The following is an 18,215-nucleotide window of genomic DNA, read 5'->3' on the forward strand; positions in this document are numbered from 1 at the left end:
GCAAGCCGCCCCCGACCTCGCTTATGTGTTTGCGCTCTGCCCCTCGGCCAGCGGGAAATGCCCGACCGCCGAGCCGGATTGTGCCGCAACCTTCAAAACGTCAAAGACGTATTGCGCCACCGAGCGGAAGCAGAAGATCTGGAAAGTCTCGTCGTCGGTCATCCAGAACGCAGCAGGCACCTGCGCGAGCCGTGTGCGCCGGAACATCCCAGGTTTGAAAATAGCGGGGTCGAGATCGACTGGCGAGAGTTTTGCCATAACCTCGCGCGCCAAAGGCCCGCTGACCCGGAAAACAGCGCGCCCGTCCGAGACATTGGCCGCCGTCGCAAAATTTGAACCGATGGCCTTTTCGAGCTTTTCTACGGTCTCGCCCGCTTCGGCGTAGGGGCACATGACCAACAGTTCGTCAGGCGACATCCACGCAATACCGCGATTATCTGAGCTGTTACAGCCAAGCGGCGCAGGGACATCCACGCCAGCAATCTGTGCAGCGGCTTTGCGCAGATAGGACGCATTCAGATCGCCACGTAGAGTGATCATACCCACAGGGCCGATCTCGGAAACCGCAGCGATACCAGTGGCATCCGAGGTGTTATTAAGGGCGGTGACGGGTTCAGACATTCTGCTTCTTCCCTTCTTTATCGTAAAATACCGGATCGACGATGCGGGCCTCGACAGGCGCACCTTCAAGGTTGGAGAAGGAGATCACCTCGCCCATCCGGTCCGGTCCGTTCAGCACCAGACCCATCGCAATACCCTTGTCCAAGGTTGGAGAATGATAGGTTGAGGTAACACGGCCCATCGTGTTGCGTTGACCGTTTTCGTTGGTGCCCTCGCCCACGGCATAGGCGCCGTCAGGCAGCGTGCTGCCATCGGTGGCCTCCAACCCGACCAGCTTCCAACGGGTCGGATCGGCCATGTGGGAGCGCTCTTGGGCCCGCTTGCCCAAGTAGTCTTCTTTCTTTTTTGAGATCGCCCAGTTGAGCCCAAGATCTTGGGGGATGATGGTGCCGTCGGTTTCGTCCCCGATCATGATAAAGCCCTTTTCGGCGCGCAGAATGTGCAGGCATTCCGTTCCGTAAGGCATAATGCCCAGATCGTTGCCCGCCACTGTCAGCGCGTCCCAGAACGCCTGTCCGTGGCTCGCGTCGATGGCGATTTCATAGGACAGCTCGCCGGAGAACGAGATGCGATAGACCCGCACCTTAAAGCCGCCGATTTCACCGTCTGCCCAATCCATAAAACCGAGTGCCTCGGCAGAGACATCCATACCGCCGAGCTTTTCCAGACACTTACGGGCATTGGGGCCAACAACAGCGATCTGCGCGTATTGTTCGGTGACGTTAACGGTGTGCACTTGCCAGTCCCACCATTCGGTTTGCAGCCATTCTTCCATATGCTGGTGAATGCGGTCGGCGCCGCCGGTGGTGGTGTGGCAGAGCCACGTCTGATCATCGATCCGCGCAACCACACCATCGTCGATCAAGAAGCCGTTTTCCGAGCACATAAGACCATAGCGGCATTTGCCCGGTTTCAGCGTCGACATCATGTTGGTGTACATCATGTCAAGGAACCGGCCTGCATCGGGGCCGCGCACGATGATCTTACCCAGCGTCGAGGCATCCAGCAGGCCGAGGTTCTTGCGGGTGTTGGTGACCTCGCGCATCACTGCGTCATGGGTGCTTTCCCCGCTGCGCACATAGGCATAGGGGCGGCGCCAATGGCCGACAGGTTCAAACTCGGCACCATTGGTTTCGTGCCAGTGGTGCATCGGGGTGCGGCGGATCGGCTGGAATACATTTCCGCGTGCCTCGCCGCCAATCGCCGCCATCGAGATCGGATGGTACGGCGGGCGGAACGTTGTCGTGCCGACGGCTGGAATTTCCATGTCCAAGGCACCGGCCAAGGTCGCCAGACCGTTAATATTGCTCAGTTTACCCTGATCTGTTGCCATCCCCAGGGTGGTGTAGCGCTTGGCATGTTCGACGCTGACAAAGCCTTCTTGCGCGGCGAGCCGCACGTCCGAGACTTTGACGTCGTTCTGATAGTCGAGCCAAGCTTTTTCGCGCAGCTTGGTGCCCGCCCCTTGTGGCATCATCCAGACCGGTGCCATCGGGGTTTCTTCGCGGCGCTCGGCATGGGGGGCGGTCAGGTCTTTGGGCAGCTTGAAGCCAAGGCTGGTGGCGACGCCATCAGCGGCGGCATGGGCATCGTGTAGGACATCATCCAGTGCGAACATGCCGCTGGCAGCGCCCGCAGGCGTGACGAAGCCAAGACCGTCCGCGCCCTTTGGCGGCTGGTCGACATCGGGACTAAAGCAGGCATGTGCCGTGTCCCAACGCAGCTTGCCGCCGCAATGCGACCAAAGGTGCACCACCGGAGACCAGCCGCCGGACATGGCGACAGCATCGCAGGTAATCTCTTCGAGCACCGCGCCTTCGCCCGCCTGCGAGCAGACCGCAACGCCAGTGACCCGTTTGGAACCCTGCACCGAGGCAACCGCATGACCCATCAACACCCGGATGCCGAGCGCTTTGGCCTGCGCCATCAATTCGCTGTCTTGCGGCAGCACCCGCGCGTCAAGGATGGCCGGTACATCAAGCCCGGCGTGGCGCAGGGCGATGGCGGTCAGATAGGCATTGTCGTTATTGGTCACGACCACGGTGCGATCGCCGACAGAAACGCCGAAGTTTACCGCATAGTCACGCACCGCCGAGGCGAGCATGACGCCGGGGATATCGTTGCCTGCAAAGCTGAGCGGACGCTCGATCGCGCCGGTGGCGGTGATCACATGGCTTGCACGGATGCGCCAGAGACGGTGGCGCGGGCCTGCGGCATCGGGCTGGTGGTCGGTCAGCCGCTCATAGCCCAAAACATAGCCGTGGTCGTAGACCCCTGCCCCCATGCAGCGCAGCCGCATCTGGACATTGGGCATTGCTGCGATTTCTTCCACGAGGTTTTCGACAAACTGATCGGCGGCAACACCTTCAACTGTGCCGCCATCCACAGGTGCACGTCCGCCCCAATGGTCGGTTTGTTCCATCAAAACAACCCGCGCGCCGGAGAGACCTGCGGTGCGTGCCGCCTCAAGCCCTGCGACACCGCCGCCGACGATCAGGATGTCGCAGAACGCGTGGAAATGCTCGTAGGTGTCGACATCTCGAGATTTCGGGGCTTTGCCCAAGCCTGCGGAGTGGCGGATGATCGGCTCATAGACATGCTTCCAGAAGCTGCGCGGATACATGAACATCTTGTAGTAAAAGCCTGCAGGCAGAAAGCGGCTGAGCCGCGCGTTGATCGCACCTACGTCAAATTCAAGTGACGGCCAGTGGTTCTGGCTGGCGGCCTCGAGCCCGTCAAAAAGCTCGGTCGTGGTGACGCGGGCATTGGGCTCAAACCGGCCTTCGCGGCCCAGATTAACCAGACCGTTCGGCTCTTCGGCGCCGGAGGCGACGACGCTGCGCGGGCGGTGGTATTTGAACGATCGGCCCATCAGCATCTGGTCATTGGCCAGCAGTGCCGAGGCCAGCGTATCGCCCTGATAGCCGCGCATTTGCTTGCCGTTGAAGCTGAAGCTCAGCGGTTTGGCTTTGTTCAGCAGGCGGCCACCTGTGGCAAGACGTGTGCTCATAAAAACGAACCTTGGTGCGGGCGGAGGGGGATGGCGCCTCCGGCGGGGATATTTAGGGCCAAAAAGAGAGAGATCATGCGGTCGCGGCTTTGCGGGTCCAATCGGGACGCTTGTCCTCGATCTGCGCGATCAGGTCATCAGGCGGCGTGTAAGTTTGGGCGCTGTAGCTGCCAAAGACTTCGAGGGTCATCGTGTCGCGGGCAACGTGGAACCACTTGCCGCAGCCGTAAACATGGCGCCAGCGTTCAAAATGGACGCCTTTGGGGTTATCGCGCATGAAGAGGTAGCCTTCGAAATCGGTCTCGGAGGAACCTGGGCCAAACCGTTTCAGATGGGCTTCGCCGCCTGCATGGAATTCGGTTTCTTCGGCGGTCACACCGCAGGCGTGACAGGTCAGGACCAGCATGAGGTCACTCCTGAGTGAAGGGTGGTGGGGAATGAGGCGAGTGGGAGAGGCACGGAGCGGGCGGCGCGACGCAAGACCCGCGTGGGTCTACGGTCTGCGGGGGCAACCAGCACACTCCGGCCTTCAGACACGACAAAACCCTCACCCGTGGAACGGGCAAGGGCCTTGTTTTTCAGTCGGACCGCAGGGCGTGGAGGGAGGACCGCCGTGCGGGTAGCGTTATATTGATCGGAGTTATTCTGTCGGGGTGACCGCATCAGCGGCGCCGTCAGCAGCACCTTCGACAGCTGCGCCTGCGTCACTTGCAGGGTTCTCGACAGAGATATTGACGTCATTCGTGCCGGGACCATCGACATCGGCGCCAGCAAACAAGAACCAGACCAGCGCTGCCACGACAATGACAATCGCGCCAAGCACGAATGCCATGCCGCCGTTGCCACCGGTGTTGGTGGTTGTGGTTGTGGTGGTGTGGTCTGAATGGGTGCGGTCGGTTGTGCGATCATGGTCAGACATTTTAATACTCCAGTGTATTCATTGTTTGACCGATTAACGCCGTAAGCCGCCGATATGTTCCATGACGTAGGCGTGTAATTTCGCTTTTCGCAATTCACGGCCAAACCTCGAGTGGCAGCATGCGGCGCGTTGCCCGATATGTGCAGACCAGGCAGCATCAGTGAGCAACTCCTGCCGCAACGCTTTCATCAATGAACCGGCCTTCGGCGAAGCGATTAAGCCCGAAAGCGTCCGTCAGCGGTGACTGGCCCTTGGCGATCAGCTCGGCCATCGCCCAGCCCGATCCGGGGATCGCCTTAAAGCCGCCAGTGCCCCAGCCACAGTTGACAAAGATGCCATCTACGGGAGTTTTGCTGAGGATCGGCGAGCGGTCACCAGTGACATCGACGATCCCGCCCCATTGGCGCAGCATTTTGAGGCGCGACACCATCGGGAAAGTTTCGATCAGCGCGCGGACGGTTTCTTCGATATGATGAAAGGAGCCGCGCTGGGTGTAGTTGTTATATCCATCGGTGCCACCACCGATGACCATTTCGCCCTTGTCGGACTGGGACATATAGCCGTGCACGGTATTGGCCATCACGACGACATCCATGCAGGGTTTGATCGGCTCGGACACCAGCGCCTGCAGGGCAACAGATTCAATCGGCAGCCGGAATCCAGCCATATCGGCGAGATGACCCGAGTGGCCTGCGACAACCATGCCAAGCTTGTCACAGTCGATATCGCCACGGTTGGTCGACACGCCCGTCACCCGCCCGCCCATCTGGCGGATACCAGTAACTTCGCAGCGCTGGATTACATCCATCCCCATATCGGAACAGGCGCGCGCATATCCCCACGCCACCGCATCGTGCCGCGCCGTGCCGCCACGCGCTTGCCAGAGCCCACCGAGCACCGGATAGCGCGGGCCGTCAATATTGATGATCGGCACTAACGATTTGACCTTTTCCGGCCCGATAAATTCAGTAGTCACACCTTGGAGCGCGTTGGCGTGGGCGGTACGCTTGTAGCCGCGCACCTCATGTTCGGTCTGCGCCAGCATGATTACACCGCGCGGGCTGAACATGACGTTATAGTTCAGGTCCTGGCTCATCGTCTCATAGAGGCTGCGGGATTTCTCGTAGATCGCCGCCGATGGGTCTTGCAGGTAGTTGGAGCGGATGATTGTAGTATTGCGCCCCGTGTTGCCCCCTCCGAGCCAGCCTTTCTCAAGGATCGCCACATTGGTGATGCCGAAATTCTTGCCAAGGTAATAGGCGGTGGCAAGACCGTGCCCGCCTGCCCCGATGATGATCACATCATAGCGCTTTTTCGGCTGGGCATCGCGCCAGGCGCGGGTCCATCCGGTGTGATGGCGCATTGCCTCACGGGCCACGGCAAATACGGAATATTTCTTCATGGCTCGGCACCTTCGGCATGGATTCGGTGCAGTGGCACCTGTTGGGTCTGTTCTGGCGGGATGGTTGGAAAAGAGGATACTCGCCACGGCACTCTTTAGCAATTTTGCGACATCTGCTGCAATCGGTGAAAAATGAACGGCTGGTGGGGCAATTTGGCCCCTTTTGTCGCGCAGGTGCAGCCGTTAGCTAAGACAGGTGCATTTGGGGGCGTAAACATGGTGACGTTTTGGATCATCGCAGGGGCCATGGTCCTTGCAGTGGCAGGTTTTTTGATCCGCGCGGTGGCGCAGGGCACTGCAGCGGCGCTGCCTGCACGCGGGACATCGGACCTTGGCGTTTACCGCGATCAACTGGCCGAGGTCGACCGCGATGTCGCTCGCGGCGTCGTGCCCGAGGCCGATGCGGCACAGGTGCGCAACGAAATTTCCCGCCGGATACTGGCCGCAGATGAGGCAGCGACACTTGCAGGCGGGCGCGAGTCGCGCACTGGCCGTGTGGTGCTGATCGCTTTCGTGATTGTCGCGGTCTTTGGCAGCTTGGCGCTTTACGCGCGGTTGGGGCAGCCCGGATACGGCGACCTGGCCTTGGCCGACCGGATCGCGCGGGCCGAAGAAGTGCGCAAGGAGCGGCCCTCGCAAGAGGAGGTCGAGGAGAGCATGCCCGCCTTTGCGCCGACCGCCCTGAGCGCGCAATACGTCGAGCTGCTCACCAAGCTCCGCGACACGGTTGCCGAACGCCCAGATGACCTGCAAGGCCACAAATTGCTGGCTGAAAACGAAGCGAATATTGGCAATTTCGCCGCTGCCGCCCGTGCTCAACGCGAAGTGATGCGGATTGAGGGCGCGCCTGCCAGCGCTCAGACCATGGGCGATTATGCCGAGCTCTTGATCCTCGCGGCGGGCGGCTATGTCTCCCCGCAGGCCGAAACTGCCCTGCGCGCGGTGTTGGCTTTGGACGCTGAAGACGGACGGGCGCGCTATTTTCTGGGGTTGATGATGGCGCAGACCGGGCGACCTGATGTGGCGTTCCGCCTGTGGGATGCGCTGCTGCGGCGCGGGCCCGAGGATGCACCGTGGATCGTTCCTATCCGCGCCCAGATCATGCCGCTCGCGCGGCTCGCGGGTGTTGATTACGCCCTGCCGCCCGTCAGCACCAGCCCCGCGAAAGGTCCCTCCACCGATGATATTGCGGCGGCCAGCGAGATGACCCCCGCGGACCGCCAAGAGATGATTGGCGCGATGGTGGCGGGCCTGTCCGACCGCTTGGCGACCGAAGGCGGCCCTGTCGAGGACTGGGCGCGGCTGATTACCTCGCTTGGGGTCCTGAAGGATGCAGCGCAGGCCCGCGCTGTGTTTGACAACGCGATGGCAGTCTTTGCAGGTGATGAGGGGGCGCTGGACAAAATCCGCGCCGCCGGATCGCAGGCGGGAGTGGCCGAATGATCCTCGATGACATCGAAGCCTTTAGTACCGCCCTGCCCCCGAGGCAGGCATTGATCGGGCTCGATCTGGGGGAAAAGACCATTGGCGTTGCTGTCAGTGACGGGTTTCTCTCGGTCTCCACGCCGCTCGAAACCGTGCGGCGGCGCAAGTTCGGGCTGGATGCGGCACGGCTGATCGAGATCATCACCGCACGGCGGATCGGCGGCTTGGTACTGGGCCTGCCACGCAATATGGACGGATCAGAAGGGGCCCGCTGTCAGTCGACCCGTGCCTTTGCCCGCAATTTCGAGAAACTCGCGAGCCTGCCGATCACCTTCTGGGACGAACGGCTTTCGACTGTGGCCGCCGAACGCGCCCTATTGGAGGCGGATACGACCCGTAAACGTCGCGCCGAGGTGATTGATCACGTGGCAGCGGGGTATATTCTACAAGGGGTGCTGGACCGTCTGGCTGTCTTGAGGAGAGCGCAATGACCGATGATGTGTGGAAACGCGACGAGGTTGAAAGCCCCTGTATCAAGATATGCGTCGTCCATCCGGAGGCGCGAATTTGTACTGGCTGTCTGCGGTCTATCGAAGAGATCGGGGCGTGGTCGAGGATGGGTCCGGACGAGCGCCGCGCGGTCTTGGCCGAACTGCCGGAGCGTGCCGCAGCATTTACCAAGCGTCGGGGCGGACGCGCTGCACGGCTTGGGCGTCGCTGACGACCTCAGCACCCGAAGTCCGGTCCAGCGTTTATCAGTACATCATCATGCCGGTTTCGCGCACTCCGGCGATATCGTAAAGCAGGTCAAGCGCTTCATCGTGCTCATCGGTCTGTGGTGCAAAGTTATGATTGCAGGCATAAATAGGCTGAGAGGCGAAGCTCTGCGCCTTAGGGGCGTGAAAATGGCCGTCAAAGCCGGAAGCCCGTTTGGGTCCGCGTGACCTGTCGCAAAATGCCAGATTTCCGCGTGGTCCTGTCATGATAATCATACGCCTGCCCTCCGTTAATGGCCTCACCGACCATGACGAGAGTTATCGTGTCGGAAATGGCAACAATGAGGCAGAATGTAGGTCTTAATCAGGATTGTACGATTTTAACGGTATTTTTATAGACTGACCTTACGTGAACTTGGCCCTAAATTGAATATCTGGCTGTTTCCGACGGTTTCCTCTGCGCCAAAGCTGGCATGGACATGGCCGCAAAAGAGCAAACGCGGCTGTTTTTGTTTCAGCGTTTCCAACACGGAAACAGAGCCATCGTGCGCCCCATTGGGTTGGCGGTCGACAAAACCTTTGGGCGGCGTGTGGGTGATCAGGACTGCATTGGCGGGACAGAGCGCCAGTTCGCGCGCAGCGGCGGCTTCGCTCAGCGAGAAATTCCACAGTGCCGCATTTGCGCGTGGAATTTCACCGCCCAAGCCAAAGAAGGTCACATCGCGCAGCCGGAACGACTGCCCATGCAGCACATGCACATCGCGCCAATCACGGCTGATTTCCCGCAAGTCTGTAAGCCGGTCGTGGTTACCCGCGACGACAATTACCGGACAATGTGCGGCCTTGAGCGCCGCCAAGACCGGCTCGGCCCCTTGACCCTCATTGCCCAGATCACCTGCCACGATTAAGACATCGGCAGTGCCGGTTTCTGCAACAATGCGTTGCGTCGCATTCAGATCGCCGTGTAGGTCGGAACAAGCAAGGATGCGCATCATATTTCCTCTGAGGGGTGATCGGCGGAGAGCCAGCTTTGAACGGAAAATTCAGGCCGGAAGTAGGCAATCATGCGGCCTTCTGAAGGCGCTTTTTGCCCTGCGGGCCAGACATCGACCCCGTGCAGCAGATGGCGATGCAGCAAAACAGCCTGCCCCGCTGCCGTATGGACGGGCTGCGGCGTTATGGTCTCGAAAACTAGGGCGCGCGCGGCGTGGTATGTCTCGGTCAGGTCGACCGTGGTCGGGTCGGCGTGCTGCGCGATACAGGCGCGAAAAGCGTCGCCCATAATCAGGTGGCTGCCGGGCCAAACCATCAGCGGCGACGCGGCGACATCGTTGAGCGGCAGCCCCACGATAAAGCCATGCGGTTCGCGCAGAAAGCGACGCCGTTCGGGGCCGATCTGGAGCAAGCCGTCCACATGGGCGGCAAAGCGTTTCACCCGAAAGCGGTGGTTGGCCTCGCTCTGATCAGGGTCGGCTTTGGGGTAATCAGGATAGATGATCGACAGTTGCGCGCGGTGCCACGCGTCGGGCTTTGGCACATGTTGCATCCAAGCCCCGTCCAGCGGCACGCCCGCGATGCTGCCATCGGGCGCATTCGGCAGGACATCGACGCCGATGAACCATGTCTCGCCATGCCGAAGGTTGGCGCGGCGCAGATCGGGATCAGCAGCACACTCAAGCGCTGCGTCGCGCGCCGCCGCTGCCCAGCGTGCAACAGCGGGGTCACTGGCAAAAACCTCAAACCCGCAGTGTGCGCGCGCTGTCACCATCCCAGCGCCTTGCGCAGCATGTTGAGCGCCACCAGCACCAGAAACACCGCAAATACCCGTTTAAGCGGCTTGGGGTCCATTGCATGGGCCAGTTTAACGCCCAGTGGGGCGGTGATCAGGGTCATCGCGATCACGATACCAAAAGCCACCAGATTGACCGCCCCGACCGTATAAGGCGGACGCGCGGTTTCGATATCAATAAACAAGAACCCGATCACCGAGGGCACCGCGATCAAAACACCAAAACCCGCCGCGGTGGCCACCGCACGGTGGATCGGCACGTTATAAAGGCTCATCAGAGGCACCCCGAAACTGCCGCCGCCAATGCCCATCAACACCGACAAGAACCCAACGGCGGGCGAGAGAGCGGCCCGCGCGATGCCTGTAGGCATCGCTTGACCCAGACGCCAATGCGCACGGCCAAACCCCATATAGAGCCCGACCACCAGCGCCAGCCCTCCAAAGATCGCCTGCAGCGTATTGGTGCGCAATTGCGCGACCAGCAGCATCCCGAGGATCGCGCCGATCACAATGCCCGGCGCCCAAGTGCGCAAGATATGCCAATCAACCGCGCCCTTTTTGTTGTGACTGTGCACCGAACGCAGGGACGTGACGATGATCGTTGCGAGCGAGGTCGCCAGACACATCTGCATCAATTGCGGACCCTGATAGCCTAATGTTTGAAACGCATAGAAAAACGCAGGCACCAGAACGATGCCGCCGCCGACACCCAAAAGCCCTGCCAACACGCCTGCAAAAGCGCCAATAGCTGCGAGCAACAGCGCCATTTCAATCATCAGGGTGGTTTCGGGGGTCATCTTCAACACCGTATGTTATGGGAAACTGCATTTGTTTGAGCGTAATACGCGCAGCGCCACAAGCCCGAAACGCGCAGGCTTTCCATTCAAATCGCGGCGGATTAGGGTCCGGCGGAATTGAATATCGAGGCGACTCGGACCCGAACGGAAGCGCCTATGCCGCGCTGGTGGCCCGAAAGCGTGCTTGGGCGACATGTCATGCCGCCCTCTCTTGAAAGGACAGCAAATGTTACGATCCGCGCTCGTGCTGGGGCTGCTGGGGCTTGTCGGGCCTTTCGCGATTGATATGTACCTACCCGCAATGCCCGCGATTGCAGCAGGTTTGGCGGCACCCGAAACCGCCGTGCAGGCGACGATCACCGCCTATTTCATCGCGTTTGGCTTGGGGCAAATGGTCTATGGGCCTTGGGCCGATCAGGCGGGCCGCAAATTGCCAATCTTGGTAGGGCTTGCGATCTTCATCATCGCTTCTTTCGGGGCCACTTTGGCGGGTAGCATTGAAACCCTGATCGCATGGCGCGCCCTTCAGGGCTTGGGCGGTGCGGTCTTGATGGTGATGCCGCGCGCGATTATTCGCGACATGTATACCGGCACGCAGGCCACACGGCTGATGGCGATGCTGATGCTGGTAATCTCGATCTCGCCGATGTTGGCGCCGTTGGCGGGCAGCTTGGTGATGGCGCTTGCGGGATGGCGCGGGATCTTTGCGGTCATCGGGGTGCTCGGGGTCGCGAGCCTGCTGATCACAGTGTTCCTGCAGCCTGAAACCCTGCCCGCCAGTGCCCGGGTCAAGGTTAACTTTGCCAATATACGCAGAGGTATTTTGGTGTTGCTGCGTGATCCGGTTTTCATGGGGCTGACCTTCATCGGTGGCTTTGCGATGGGTTCGTTTTTCGTGTTCATCGCCTTTGCGCCCTTTGTCTATACCGGACAATATGGGCTGGGTCCGACAGGCTTTTCGCTGGCCTTTGCCGTTAATGCGATCGGGTTCTTTTCGGCGTCTCAGGCCGCAGGGTGGCTGGGGGACCGTTGGGGCATGCGCAGCCTTGTGCGGCGCGGCGTGGCCGGATTTCTGATCTGCTCGGTTGCGATTTTTGCGCTGGCGCTGGTGACGGACCCGGGGATGGTCGGGGTAATGATCGGGCTGTTTTGCGCAAACGCCTGTCTGGGCGTGGTGATCCCCACAGTGATGGTCGTGGCGCTGGACGATCACGGCGATATCGCGGGGCTTGCTTCATCGCTAGGCGGCACTTTGCAGATGCTATCCGGAGGCGTAGCGATTGCGCTAGCTGGTCCGTTCTTTGATGGCACCGCGACCCCGATGCTCGGCGCAATTGCGGCCTGTGCAGCAATCGCGGCGATCCTGACCTTGGTTTTACTGCGCCCGCGTGCGGTAGCGACGCCGTCGGCAGGCTAAGCGGAGCGGCTAGCCTGCCTGCGAAGCCTCGGCCAAAAGCGCCGCCTCTGCCACAGCGGCCAAAGCCTCCAGCACCAAGGCCGAGCCCGCGCCGGGCCGGTGGGCATTCTCGGACAGGACCCGCCGCCAGTGCCGCGCGCCGGGACGGCCTGCAAACAGACCGAGCATGTGGCGGGTGATCTGCCCCAGCTTGCCGCCTTGCGCGACATGCGCGTCGATATAGGGCAACATTCCGTGCACAGCCGCTTCGGCACTGCTGTCGCGGCCTGACCCGAAAATTCGCCGGTCAGCCGTAGCGAGGATGTCGGTGGGGGCATGATAAGCGCTGCGCCCGACCATCACCCCATCCAGCCCCGCCGCCAGAAATGCCTCGGCCTGATCCAGCGAGGTGATGCCGCCATTGACCGAGATGTGCATGTCAGGAAACCGGTCTTTCATCCGCATCACGATGTCATAATCAAGCGGCGGAATATCGCGGTTCTCTTTGGGTGACAGGCCCTTGAGCCACGCCTTGCGGGCATGGATTGTCACACGCGCGCACCCTGCCCCGCGGATCTGTTCCAGAAAATCGGGTAGCACTACTTCGGGATCCTGATCGTCAACGCCAATGCGGCACTTCACGGTCACATCCACCTGCACAGCATCCCGCATCGCAGCCACACATTGCGCGACAAGCGCGGGTTGCTCCATCAACACAGCCCCAAAGGCACCCGATTGAACGCGGTCCGACGGGCAGCCAACATTCAGGTTGATCTCGTCATAGCCAGCCTGCTGCCCCAGAACCGCAGCCTGCGCCAATTCCACTGGATCAGCCCCACCGAGTTGCAGCGCGACCGGATGTTCGGCCGGATCATGCGCCAGCAAATGCAACGCCCCGCCGCGCACCAGCGCTGGCGCGGTGACCATCTCGGTATAGAGCAAGGCGTCACGGCTCAGTAGCCGGTGCAAGTACCGGCAGTGACGGTCCGTCCAATCCATCATCGGTGCCACGGAAAGTCGTGCCGCTTTCTTCACCGCTTCGCTCAAAGCATCAAGCCTCTTAACACTAACATTATTCGTTCCAAGATCTAATTGCACCACGCTAGCAATTCACGCTTTTTTCAGCAGTTTCGACGCAAGCGCGCTGCGGTGTAGCACGTACATCCGGGGCTTGCAGCCTCCAATTGCGCTACGTTTATCGCACGCAGTTCCGCTACGGACCCGCACATTGCCCGGCATCCGTAGTGGCCGATTGCGCAAATCGGGCGTTGCCTTCAAGTCCAACCGTCCTAACCTTATCCGCAAGTAAATGCATGAAACCATTAAAGACGGCGCAGAATTATCGGGCCTTGCGTATGAGCGGAGCGATTGGTGGACCACACACCTTTTGTGCGCTGGGCCGCCAAGCACCCCTTTACGCTGAACTCGAAAGTTAGGAAATTTATGTGCCGCGTCCTCGCCTATATCGGGCCTGAACTCCCGCTTGAAAGCTTGCTGCTGGAGCCGGAAAACAGCCTCATCAACCAAAGTCTCGACCCCGAACTGCATCCGCTGCTGCAACTTGCAGGCTGGGGATTTGGCGCGTGGAGCGCGCATCTTTTAAAGCCCGATGAGCCGTTTCTTTATCATCGACCGATGGGCGCCTTCTACGATGACAACGCCCAAGGTATCATTCCAAGCCTGCAGGCCAGCACGATGCTCGCGCATGTCAGAGCGGCCGCCTATACTTCCCGCACCGTCTTGGCGGATGAAAATTGCCACCCGTTTTCGTTCAATGAAACTCCTTGGATCATCGCGCAGAATGGCGCCTTGCCGAACTGGCGGATTTTGCAGCGCGAGTTGCTCCCGCACTGCGAGGACAGGTATCTTGAGCAGATGCGCGGCACCACAGATACGGAATTTCTCTATGTTCTGCTGCTCTCCTTGCTGGAAGGAAACAGCGACGCCGACGTACAAAAAGCGTTCGAAGAACTGCTGAAGGTCATCCTGCAGGCGATGAAAAAGCTTGATCTGCTGGCCCTCACCAAGCTCAAGATTGCCTTGGTCGCGCCGAACCGTATTATTGGGGTCAATTTCGGCGCCGATCACGCGGGAGAGACGAAACCCAAAGGCGATTGGAAAGAGCTGCGCAAGGCCGGACCTGAAACAGACGACTACGACCTTTCGATGCTGCTTGAGCCTATGTACCTGTTGATGGGGCAAAATTTTGAGAATTACGCGAAATCCTATAAGGTCGATACGGCACCCGAGGACGAGGCAACATCAGCGATTTTCGCTTCCGAGCCGCTGACCGAGGACAGAGACGCGTGGTTGGAGATCAAGTTCAACGAGATGGTCGCGCTCGAGCGAAAGGGCGGGAAAATAATCAAAAAGGTGAGCAAGCTGAACGTTTGAACACGCCGTTCGGCGGACGGAAAGGGTATCAGTGACAGGAATTGCGCGCATGGTTGATCGCTATAAAAATTTCGCCGATCTTGCTGACGCAACGCAACAGGATGTCGATTACTGTATCCGCAGCGCAGATCGCGGCACGCCTGTGGTGATCATCGCGCCGCATGGCGGTTCGATCGAACCGGAGACATCGCAAATCGCCGAAGCCATCGCAGGGAACGACCTGTCATTCTACGCTTTTGAGGCCCTGAAGGCCGGGGCGCAAGGCGATTTCCACATCACCTCGCATCGCTTCGACGAACCCAACGCAGTTAAGCTTGTTGGCAGATCGACAACTGCGGTTGCGATCCACGGGCGCAAAGACGATGGCAGCGACGCTGTTTGGCTGGGCGGCCGCGCGACCGTGCTGCAAGACGCCATTGGTGCAGCGCTGCGCAGTGCGGGCTTTGCCGCCGAACTCAACACCTCCCTGCCCGGCGTGCATGAGACCAACATCTGCAACCGGACGCTCGCGGGCGAAGGCGTGCAGCTCGAACTTCCGCTGTCGCTGCGCCGCAGGCTGATGGCTGAGAGCGGTGATTTGGCTAAGTTCTGTATGGCGGTTCGCAAGGCGATCCAATCGGGCTAGCCCGACGGATGGTGCGCCCGCACATCAACGCAACGCCTTGCTGCTGGTCGACCAAGCACAGCGCGCAAACTTTTTCCCCAGTCATCCAGACACTTATACAACGCGCCTTGCCCTCCTCCTTGAGACAGAGCAACGTGGACCAAACACAACCGAAAGGCATGACCGTGAAAGTCATCGTTATGGGCGCCGGCGTGATCGGCGTCACCACCGCTTACTATCTTGCCAAACAGGGCGCACAAGTCGTCGTGATTGATCGGCAAACCGGACCGGGGCTTGAAACCAGCTATGCCAATGCGGGGCAGCTCAGCTACGGGATGACCTCGCCTTGGGCTGCCCCCGGCATCCCGATGAAGGCGGTCAAATGGATGTTCATGAAACGCCGGCCGCTTTTCATCTGGCCGCTGATCAGCCCGACCATGTGGAAATGGTGCGCTTCAATGGTGATGAATTGTAACGAGGACAGCTATCGCCGCAACAAGGGCCGGATGGTCCGCGTCTCAAGCTATTCGCGCGATGTGATGCCAGATTTGATTGCTGAGACGGGCATTGAATATGATGGGCGGGCGCAGGGCACCTTGCAGCTTTTCCGGACCGACAAGCAATTGAAAGGCTCAAAAGCTGATCAGGAAATTCTCGCCGAATACGGCTCACCCTATGAGGTGTTGGACCCGGAAGGCTGTATTGCCGCAGAACCGGCACTGGCCCAAGTGCGCGGCAAGTTTGTCGGCGGGTTGCGCTTGACGGCAGATCGCACCGGAGATTGCCGCCTTTTCACCATCGCGCTGACGGAAAAATGCATCGAAATGGGTGTGGAGTTTCAATACGGGCAATCGATCAAGTCAATCGCTGTGGAGAACGGCAAGATCGCGGGTGTCGATACTGAAATCGCCGGACGGATCACTGGCGACGCTTATGTATGCGCGATGGGCAGCTTTGCGGTGAATGTGCTGAACACCATCGGCGTCAAACTGCCAGTCTATCCGGTCAAGGGCTACTCGGTGACGTTACCGGTGACTGACGACAAGTATGCGCCGCAGTCGACTGTGATGGACGAAACCCACAAAGTCGCGATCACCCGCCTCGGAGACCGCATCCGCGTCGCAGGACAGGCCGAGATCGCCGGCTATTCCAACCGCCTTGGCCCGCATGCGACCGACACGGTAAAACACGTGATCAATGATCTGTTTCCCAAGGGCGGCGACATCTCAAAAGCTGAAGGCTGGACCGGCCTGCGCCCGATGACGCCCGATGGCACCCCCGTTTTAGGCCCAACGCAATACGAGAACCTCTTTCTGAACACCGGCCACGGCACCTTGGGGTGGACAATGGCCTGTGGCTCGGGTCGGGCGGTGGCGGATGTGGTTCTGGGCAAAACGCCGGAGATCTCTTTTGACGGACTGACTGCGGCCCGCTATGCGCGGTGACGCCCGAAAGTGACAGAAGGAGTAACGAATGACGCGGATTTTGGGAATTTCGGGAAGCTTGCGACAGGCATCCTACAACACGGCCCTGTTGCGTGCGGCGCAGGGTCTAATGCCAAAGGGTGCGAAACTGGTAGAGGGCAGCATAGCCGATATTCCGCTCTATAACGGCGACGACGAAGCTGCGACGGGGATACCGCCTGTTGTTGCAGCGCTGAAAGATCAGATCGCCGAGGCAGACGGGCTTTTGCTGTTCACGCCTGAATACAACAATTCGATCCCCGGCGTTTTCAAAAACGCGATGGACTGGACCAGCCGCCCTGCCAAAGACATGGGCCGCGTTTTCGGCAGCAAACCAGTCGCGGTGCTCGGCGCTACGCCTGGCGGTTTTGGCACGATCCTCGCGCAAGACGCGTGGCTGCCGGTGTTGCGCACCTTGGGCACGCGTCCGTGGTTTGAAGGCCGGTTGATGGTGGCGCGGGCCGGCGATGTATTCGACGATCAAGGCACACTGGCTGACCCGCAAATACGCGAAAGGTTGGAAAGTTTTCTGGCGGGTTTCGTGAGTTTCGCCGCCGCGCAAGCTGACTGAACGCAGGCTGCGGCGATGCTACGGCCCTGAGCTAGGGCCAATTCAGCGCCTGCGCCTGTCGGGTCGATAAAATCGCTTAACATTGCAAGGTGATGTTCTAAACTTGTAAAAAAACCCGCTAAGGAGCGCAGGATGAGCTATTCCCCATGCCCCGATCCCGCCTTGGGTGACGTTGATGGCGTAAACGCGATTGAAACCTTGATCGTCCCTCGCGCGGTTGATCTGGGCGAAATGGAGGTGCGCCGTGCCCTGCCCTCTACCAAGCGTCAAATGGTTGGTCCGTTTATCTTTTTCGACCAAATGGGTCCCGCAGAATTCCTGACCGATCAAGGCATTGATGTGCGACCGCACCCCCATATCAACCTCGCCACCCTGACCTATCTGTTTGAAGGCGAAATTCTGCACCGCGATTCACTGGGGACCGATCAGACAATCCGCCCCGGTGCGGTCAACTGGATGAAGGCGGGCAAGGGCATTGTCCATTCAGAGCGCACGTCGGAGCAGAAAAAGAAAAACGGCCAGCGGCTTTTCGGATTGCAAACATGGGTGGCACTGCCCGAAGCCCAAGAGGAATCCGCGCCCGAGTTCATCCACTACGGGTCAGAGGACCTGCCGCTGCTCGACAGCGACGGGATCAAGGCGCGGATCATTACTGGCGAGGCTTATGGTCGCACATCAACCCTCGAGACCGCCTCGGAAACGCTCTATGGCGATATCGAAGTGCAGGCGGGCGCTTCGATTCCGATTGATGCGACCTATGAGGAACGCGCCCTCTACACCATCTCCGGAGAGATCGAAATTGCAGGAGACCGCTTTGAAAAGGGTCAGCTTTTGATCCTGCGGCCCGGCGACGCAATCACTGTGCGGGCCATATCGACCGCGCGCTTTATGCTATTTGGTGGCGCCCCGATGGGCGGACCACGCTATATTTGGTGGAACTTCGTTTCCTCGCGCCCCGAGCGGATAGAAGTGGCTAAACAGGAATGGGCCAACGGGCGCTTCGACACCGTTCCGGGAGATGAAGCCGACTTCATTCCCCTGCCGGACGACACAAACCAAAAACCCCGCCGCGCCACGGGGGGCGTAATGTATCCCTGATACCCGGGAA

Annotated in this window: 19 protein-coding genes; 9 read left to right on the forward strand and 10 right to left on the reverse strand. The window is 59.9% G+C overall.

Translation table 11 applies throughout. From position 1 onward, the window contains the following. Positions 1 to 21: 21 nt before the first annotated feature. From BM174_RS16360 to BM174_RS16380, 5 genes are all read right to left on the reverse strand, one after another. Positions 22 to 621: a sarcosine oxidase subunit gamma gene (locus tag BM174_RS16360; protein WP_093924937.1), complete on the reverse strand. Its 600-nt coding sequence runs from the start codon at positions 619 to 621 to the stop codon at positions 22 to 24. Continuing rightward, a complete protein-coding gene (locus BM174_RS16365; RefSeq protein ID WP_093924938.1) occupies positions 614 to 3,631 on the reverse strand; it encodes a sarcosine oxidase subunit alpha family protein in 3,018 nt (1,005 codons plus the stop codon). The genes BM174_RS16360 and BM174_RS16365 overlap by 8 nt, the downstream gene beginning before the upstream one ends. A gap of 73 nt (positions 3,632 to 3,704) precedes the next feature. Continuing rightward, entirely contained in the window at positions 3,705 to 4,037 is a 333-nt protein-coding gene (locus BM174_RS16370) for a sarcosine oxidase subunit delta (RefSeq protein ID WP_093924939.1), read from the reverse strand. Positions 4,038 to 4,271: 234 nt separating this feature from the next. Next, on the reverse strand, positions 4,272 to 4,550 hold the full coding sequence (locus BM174_RS16375) for a hypothetical protein (RefSeq protein ID WP_093924940.1): 279 nt from the start codon (positions 4,548 to 4,550) through the stop codon (positions 4,272 to 4,274). A gap of 157 nt (positions 4,551 to 4,707) precedes the next feature. Beyond that, complete coding sequence (locus tag BM174_RS16380) at positions 4,708 to 5,952, reverse strand: sarcosine oxidase subunit beta family protein (RefSeq protein WP_093924941.1); 1,245 nt, start codon at positions 5,950 to 5,952, stop codon at positions 4,708 to 4,710. 219 nt (positions 5,953 to 6,171) lie between these two features. On the opposite strand from BM174_RS16380, the gene ccmI reads away from it, so the two are divergent. Genes ccmI through BM174_RS16395 form a run of 3 tightly spaced genes read left to right on the forward strand, consistent with a single transcriptional unit; the run spans position 6,172 to position 8,098 of the window. Continuing rightward, the gene (ccmI, locus tag BM174_RS16385) at positions 6,172 to 7,395 is read left to right on the forward strand and encodes a c-type cytochrome biogenesis protein CcmI (RefSeq protein WP_245766410.1); all 1,224 of its coding nucleotides are present in this window, start codon (positions 6,172 to 6,174) and stop codon (positions 7,393 to 7,395) included. Then, entirely contained in the window at positions 7,392 to 7,868 is a 477-nt protein-coding gene (gene ruvX, locus BM174_RS16390; protein WP_093924942.1) for a Holliday junction resolvase RuvX, read from the forward strand. Before ccmI ends, ruvX begins: the two co-directional genes overlap by 4 nt. Then, positions 7,865 to 8,098, forward strand: a complete 234-nt coding sequence (locus tag BM174_RS16395) for a DUF1289 domain-containing protein (RefSeq protein WP_093924943.1) — start codon at positions 7,865 to 7,867, stop codon at positions 8,096 to 8,098. Before ruvX ends, BM174_RS16395 begins: the two co-directional genes overlap by 4 nt. Positions 8,099 to 8,132: 34 nt before the next feature. On the opposite strand, the gene BM174_RS16400 is transcribed toward BM174_RS16395, so the two are convergent. The 4 genes from BM174_RS16400 to BM174_RS16415 all read right to left on the reverse strand — a co-directional run bounded on the left by BM174_RS16400 (position 8,133) and on the right by BM174_RS16415 (position 10,679). Then, a complete protein-coding gene (locus tag BM174_RS16400; RefSeq protein ID WP_143092471.1) occupies positions 8,133 to 8,360 on the reverse strand; it encodes a hypothetical protein in 228 nt (75 codons plus the stop codon). A 125-nt stretch (positions 8,361 to 8,485) separates the two neighbouring features. After that, entirely contained in the window at positions 8,486 to 9,088 is a 603-nt protein-coding gene (locus tag BM174_RS16405) for a metallophosphoesterase family protein (RefSeq protein ID WP_093924945.1), read from the reverse strand. Next, on the reverse strand, positions 9,085 to 9,861 hold the full coding sequence (locus BM174_RS16410) for a hypothetical protein (RefSeq protein WP_093924946.1): 777 nt from the start codon (positions 9,859 to 9,861) through the stop codon (positions 9,085 to 9,087). The genes BM174_RS16405 and BM174_RS16410 overlap by 4 nt, the downstream gene beginning before the upstream one ends. After that, complete coding sequence (locus BM174_RS16415) at positions 9,855 to 10,679, reverse strand: sulfite exporter TauE/SafE family protein (RefSeq protein WP_093924947.1); 825 nt, start codon at positions 10,677 to 10,679, stop codon at positions 9,855 to 9,857. The genes BM174_RS16410 and BM174_RS16415 overlap by 7 nt, the downstream gene beginning before the upstream one ends. 226 nt (positions 10,680 to 10,905) lie before the next feature. Between BM174_RS16415 and BM174_RS16420 the strand changes: the two genes are divergently transcribed. Beyond that, entirely contained in the window at positions 10,906 to 12,096 is a 1,191-nt protein-coding gene (locus BM174_RS16420) for a multidrug effflux MFS transporter (RefSeq protein WP_093924948.1), read from the forward strand. Positions 12,097 to 12,105: 9 nt separating this feature from the next. Here BM174_RS16420 and dusA read toward each other — a convergent pair whose 3' ends face one another. Continuing rightward, a complete protein-coding gene (gene dusA / locus BM174_RS16425) occupies positions 12,106 to 13,122 on the reverse strand; it encodes a tRNA dihydrouridine(20/20a) synthase DusA (protein ID WP_177209505.1) in 1,017 nt (338 codons plus the stop codon). 324 nt (positions 13,123 to 13,446) lie between these two features. Between dusA and BM174_RS16430 the strand changes: the two genes are divergently transcribed. The 5 genes from BM174_RS16430 to BM174_RS16450 all read left to right on the forward strand — a co-directional run bounded on the left by BM174_RS16430 (position 13,447) and on the right by BM174_RS16450 (position 18,205). Further along, entirely contained in the window at positions 13,447 to 14,469 is a 1,023-nt protein-coding gene (locus tag BM174_RS16430; RefSeq protein ID WP_245766406.1) for a class II glutamine amidotransferase, read from the forward strand. 49 nt (positions 14,470 to 14,518) lie between these two features. Continuing rightward, positions 14,519 to 15,094, forward strand: coding sequence for a poly-gamma-glutamate hydrolase family protein (locus tag BM174_RS16435; protein WP_093924950.1), 576 nt, complete (start codon positions 14,519 to 14,521; stop codon positions 15,092 to 15,094). A gap of 164 nt (positions 15,095 to 15,258) precedes the next feature. After that, positions 15,259 to 16,518 (forward strand): D-amino acid dehydrogenase, encoded by a 1,260-nt coding sequence (locus BM174_RS16440; protein ID WP_093924974.1) that lies wholly within the window; start codon positions 15,259 to 15,261, stop codon positions 16,516 to 16,518. 28 nt (positions 16,519 to 16,546) lie between these two features. After that, positions 16,547 to 17,107: an NADPH-dependent FMN reductase gene (locus BM174_RS16445; protein ID WP_093924951.1), complete on the forward strand. Its 561-nt coding sequence runs from the start codon at positions 16,547 to 16,549 to the stop codon at positions 17,105 to 17,107. Positions 17,108 to 17,239: 132 nt separating this feature from the next. Next, complete coding sequence (locus BM174_RS16450; RefSeq protein WP_093924952.1) at positions 17,240 to 18,205, forward strand: pirin family protein; 966 nt, start codon at positions 17,240 to 17,242, stop codon at positions 18,203 to 18,205. Positions 18,206 to 18,215: the final 10 nt, after the last annotated feature.

The sequence above is a fragment of the Sulfitobacter brevis genome (assembly GCF_900112755.1).
In the GTDB taxonomy this organism is placed as follows: domain Bacteria; phylum Pseudomonadota; class Alphaproteobacteria; order Rhodobacterales; family Rhodobacteraceae; genus Sulfitobacter; species Sulfitobacter brevis.

Coding starts and splice junctions, on each gene's coding strand:
- BM174_RS16405 (WP_093924945.1), bottom strand. CDS start 9,088: ATGATGCGCATCCTTGCTTGTTCCGACCTACACGGCGATCTGAATGCG.
- BM174_RS16360 (WP_093924937.1), bottom strand. CDS start 621: ATGTCTGAACCCGTCACCGCCCTTAATAACACCTCGGATGCCACTGGT.
- BM174_RS16370 (WP_093924939.1), bottom strand. CDS start 4,037: ATGCTGGTCCTGACCTGTCACGCCTGCGGTGTGACCGCCGAAGAAACC.
- BM174_RS16365 (WP_093924938.1), bottom strand. CDS start 3,631: ATGAGCACACGTCTTGCCACAGGTGGCCGCCTGCTGAACAAAGCCAAA.
- BM174_RS16395 (WP_093924943.1), top strand. CDS start 7,865: ATGACCGATGATGTGTGGAAACGCGACGAGGTTGAAAGCCCCTGTATC.
- BM174_RS16445 (WP_093924951.1), top strand. CDS start 16,547: ATGACGCGGATTTTGGGAATTTCGGGAAGCTTGCGACAGGCATCCTAC.
- BM174_RS16420 (WP_093924948.1), top strand. CDS start 10,906: ATGTTACGATCCGCGCTCGTGCTGGGGCTGCTGGGGCTTGTCGGGCCT.
- BM174_RS16410 (WP_093924946.1), bottom strand. CDS start 9,861: ATGGTGACAGCGCGCGCACACTGCGGGTTTGAGGTTTTTGCCAGTGAC.
- BM174_RS16415 (WP_093924947.1), bottom strand. CDS start 10,679: ATGACCCCCGAAACCACCCTGATGATTGAAATGGCGCTGTTGCTCGCA.
- BM174_RS16435 (WP_093924950.1), top strand. CDS start 14,519: ATGGTTGATCGCTATAAAAATTTCGCCGATCTTGCTGACGCAACGCAA.
- BM174_RS16375 (WP_093924940.1), bottom strand. CDS start 4,550: ATGTCTGACCATGATCGCACAACCGACCGCACCCATTCAGACCACACC.
- BM174_RS16450 (WP_093924952.1), top strand. CDS start 17,240: ATGAGCTATTCCCCATGCCCCGATCCCGCCTTGGGTGACGTTGATGGC.
- ruvX (WP_093924942.1), top strand. CDS start 7,392: ATGATCCTCGATGACATCGAAGCCTTTAGTACCGCCCTGCCCCCGAGG.
- BM174_RS16380 (WP_093924941.1), bottom strand. CDS start 5,952: ATGAAGAAATATTCCGTATTTGCCGTGGCCCGTGAGGCAATGCGCCAT.
- BM174_RS16400 (WP_143092471.1), bottom strand. CDS start 8,360: ATGACAGGACCACGCGGAAATCTGGCATTTTGCGACAGGTCACGCGGA.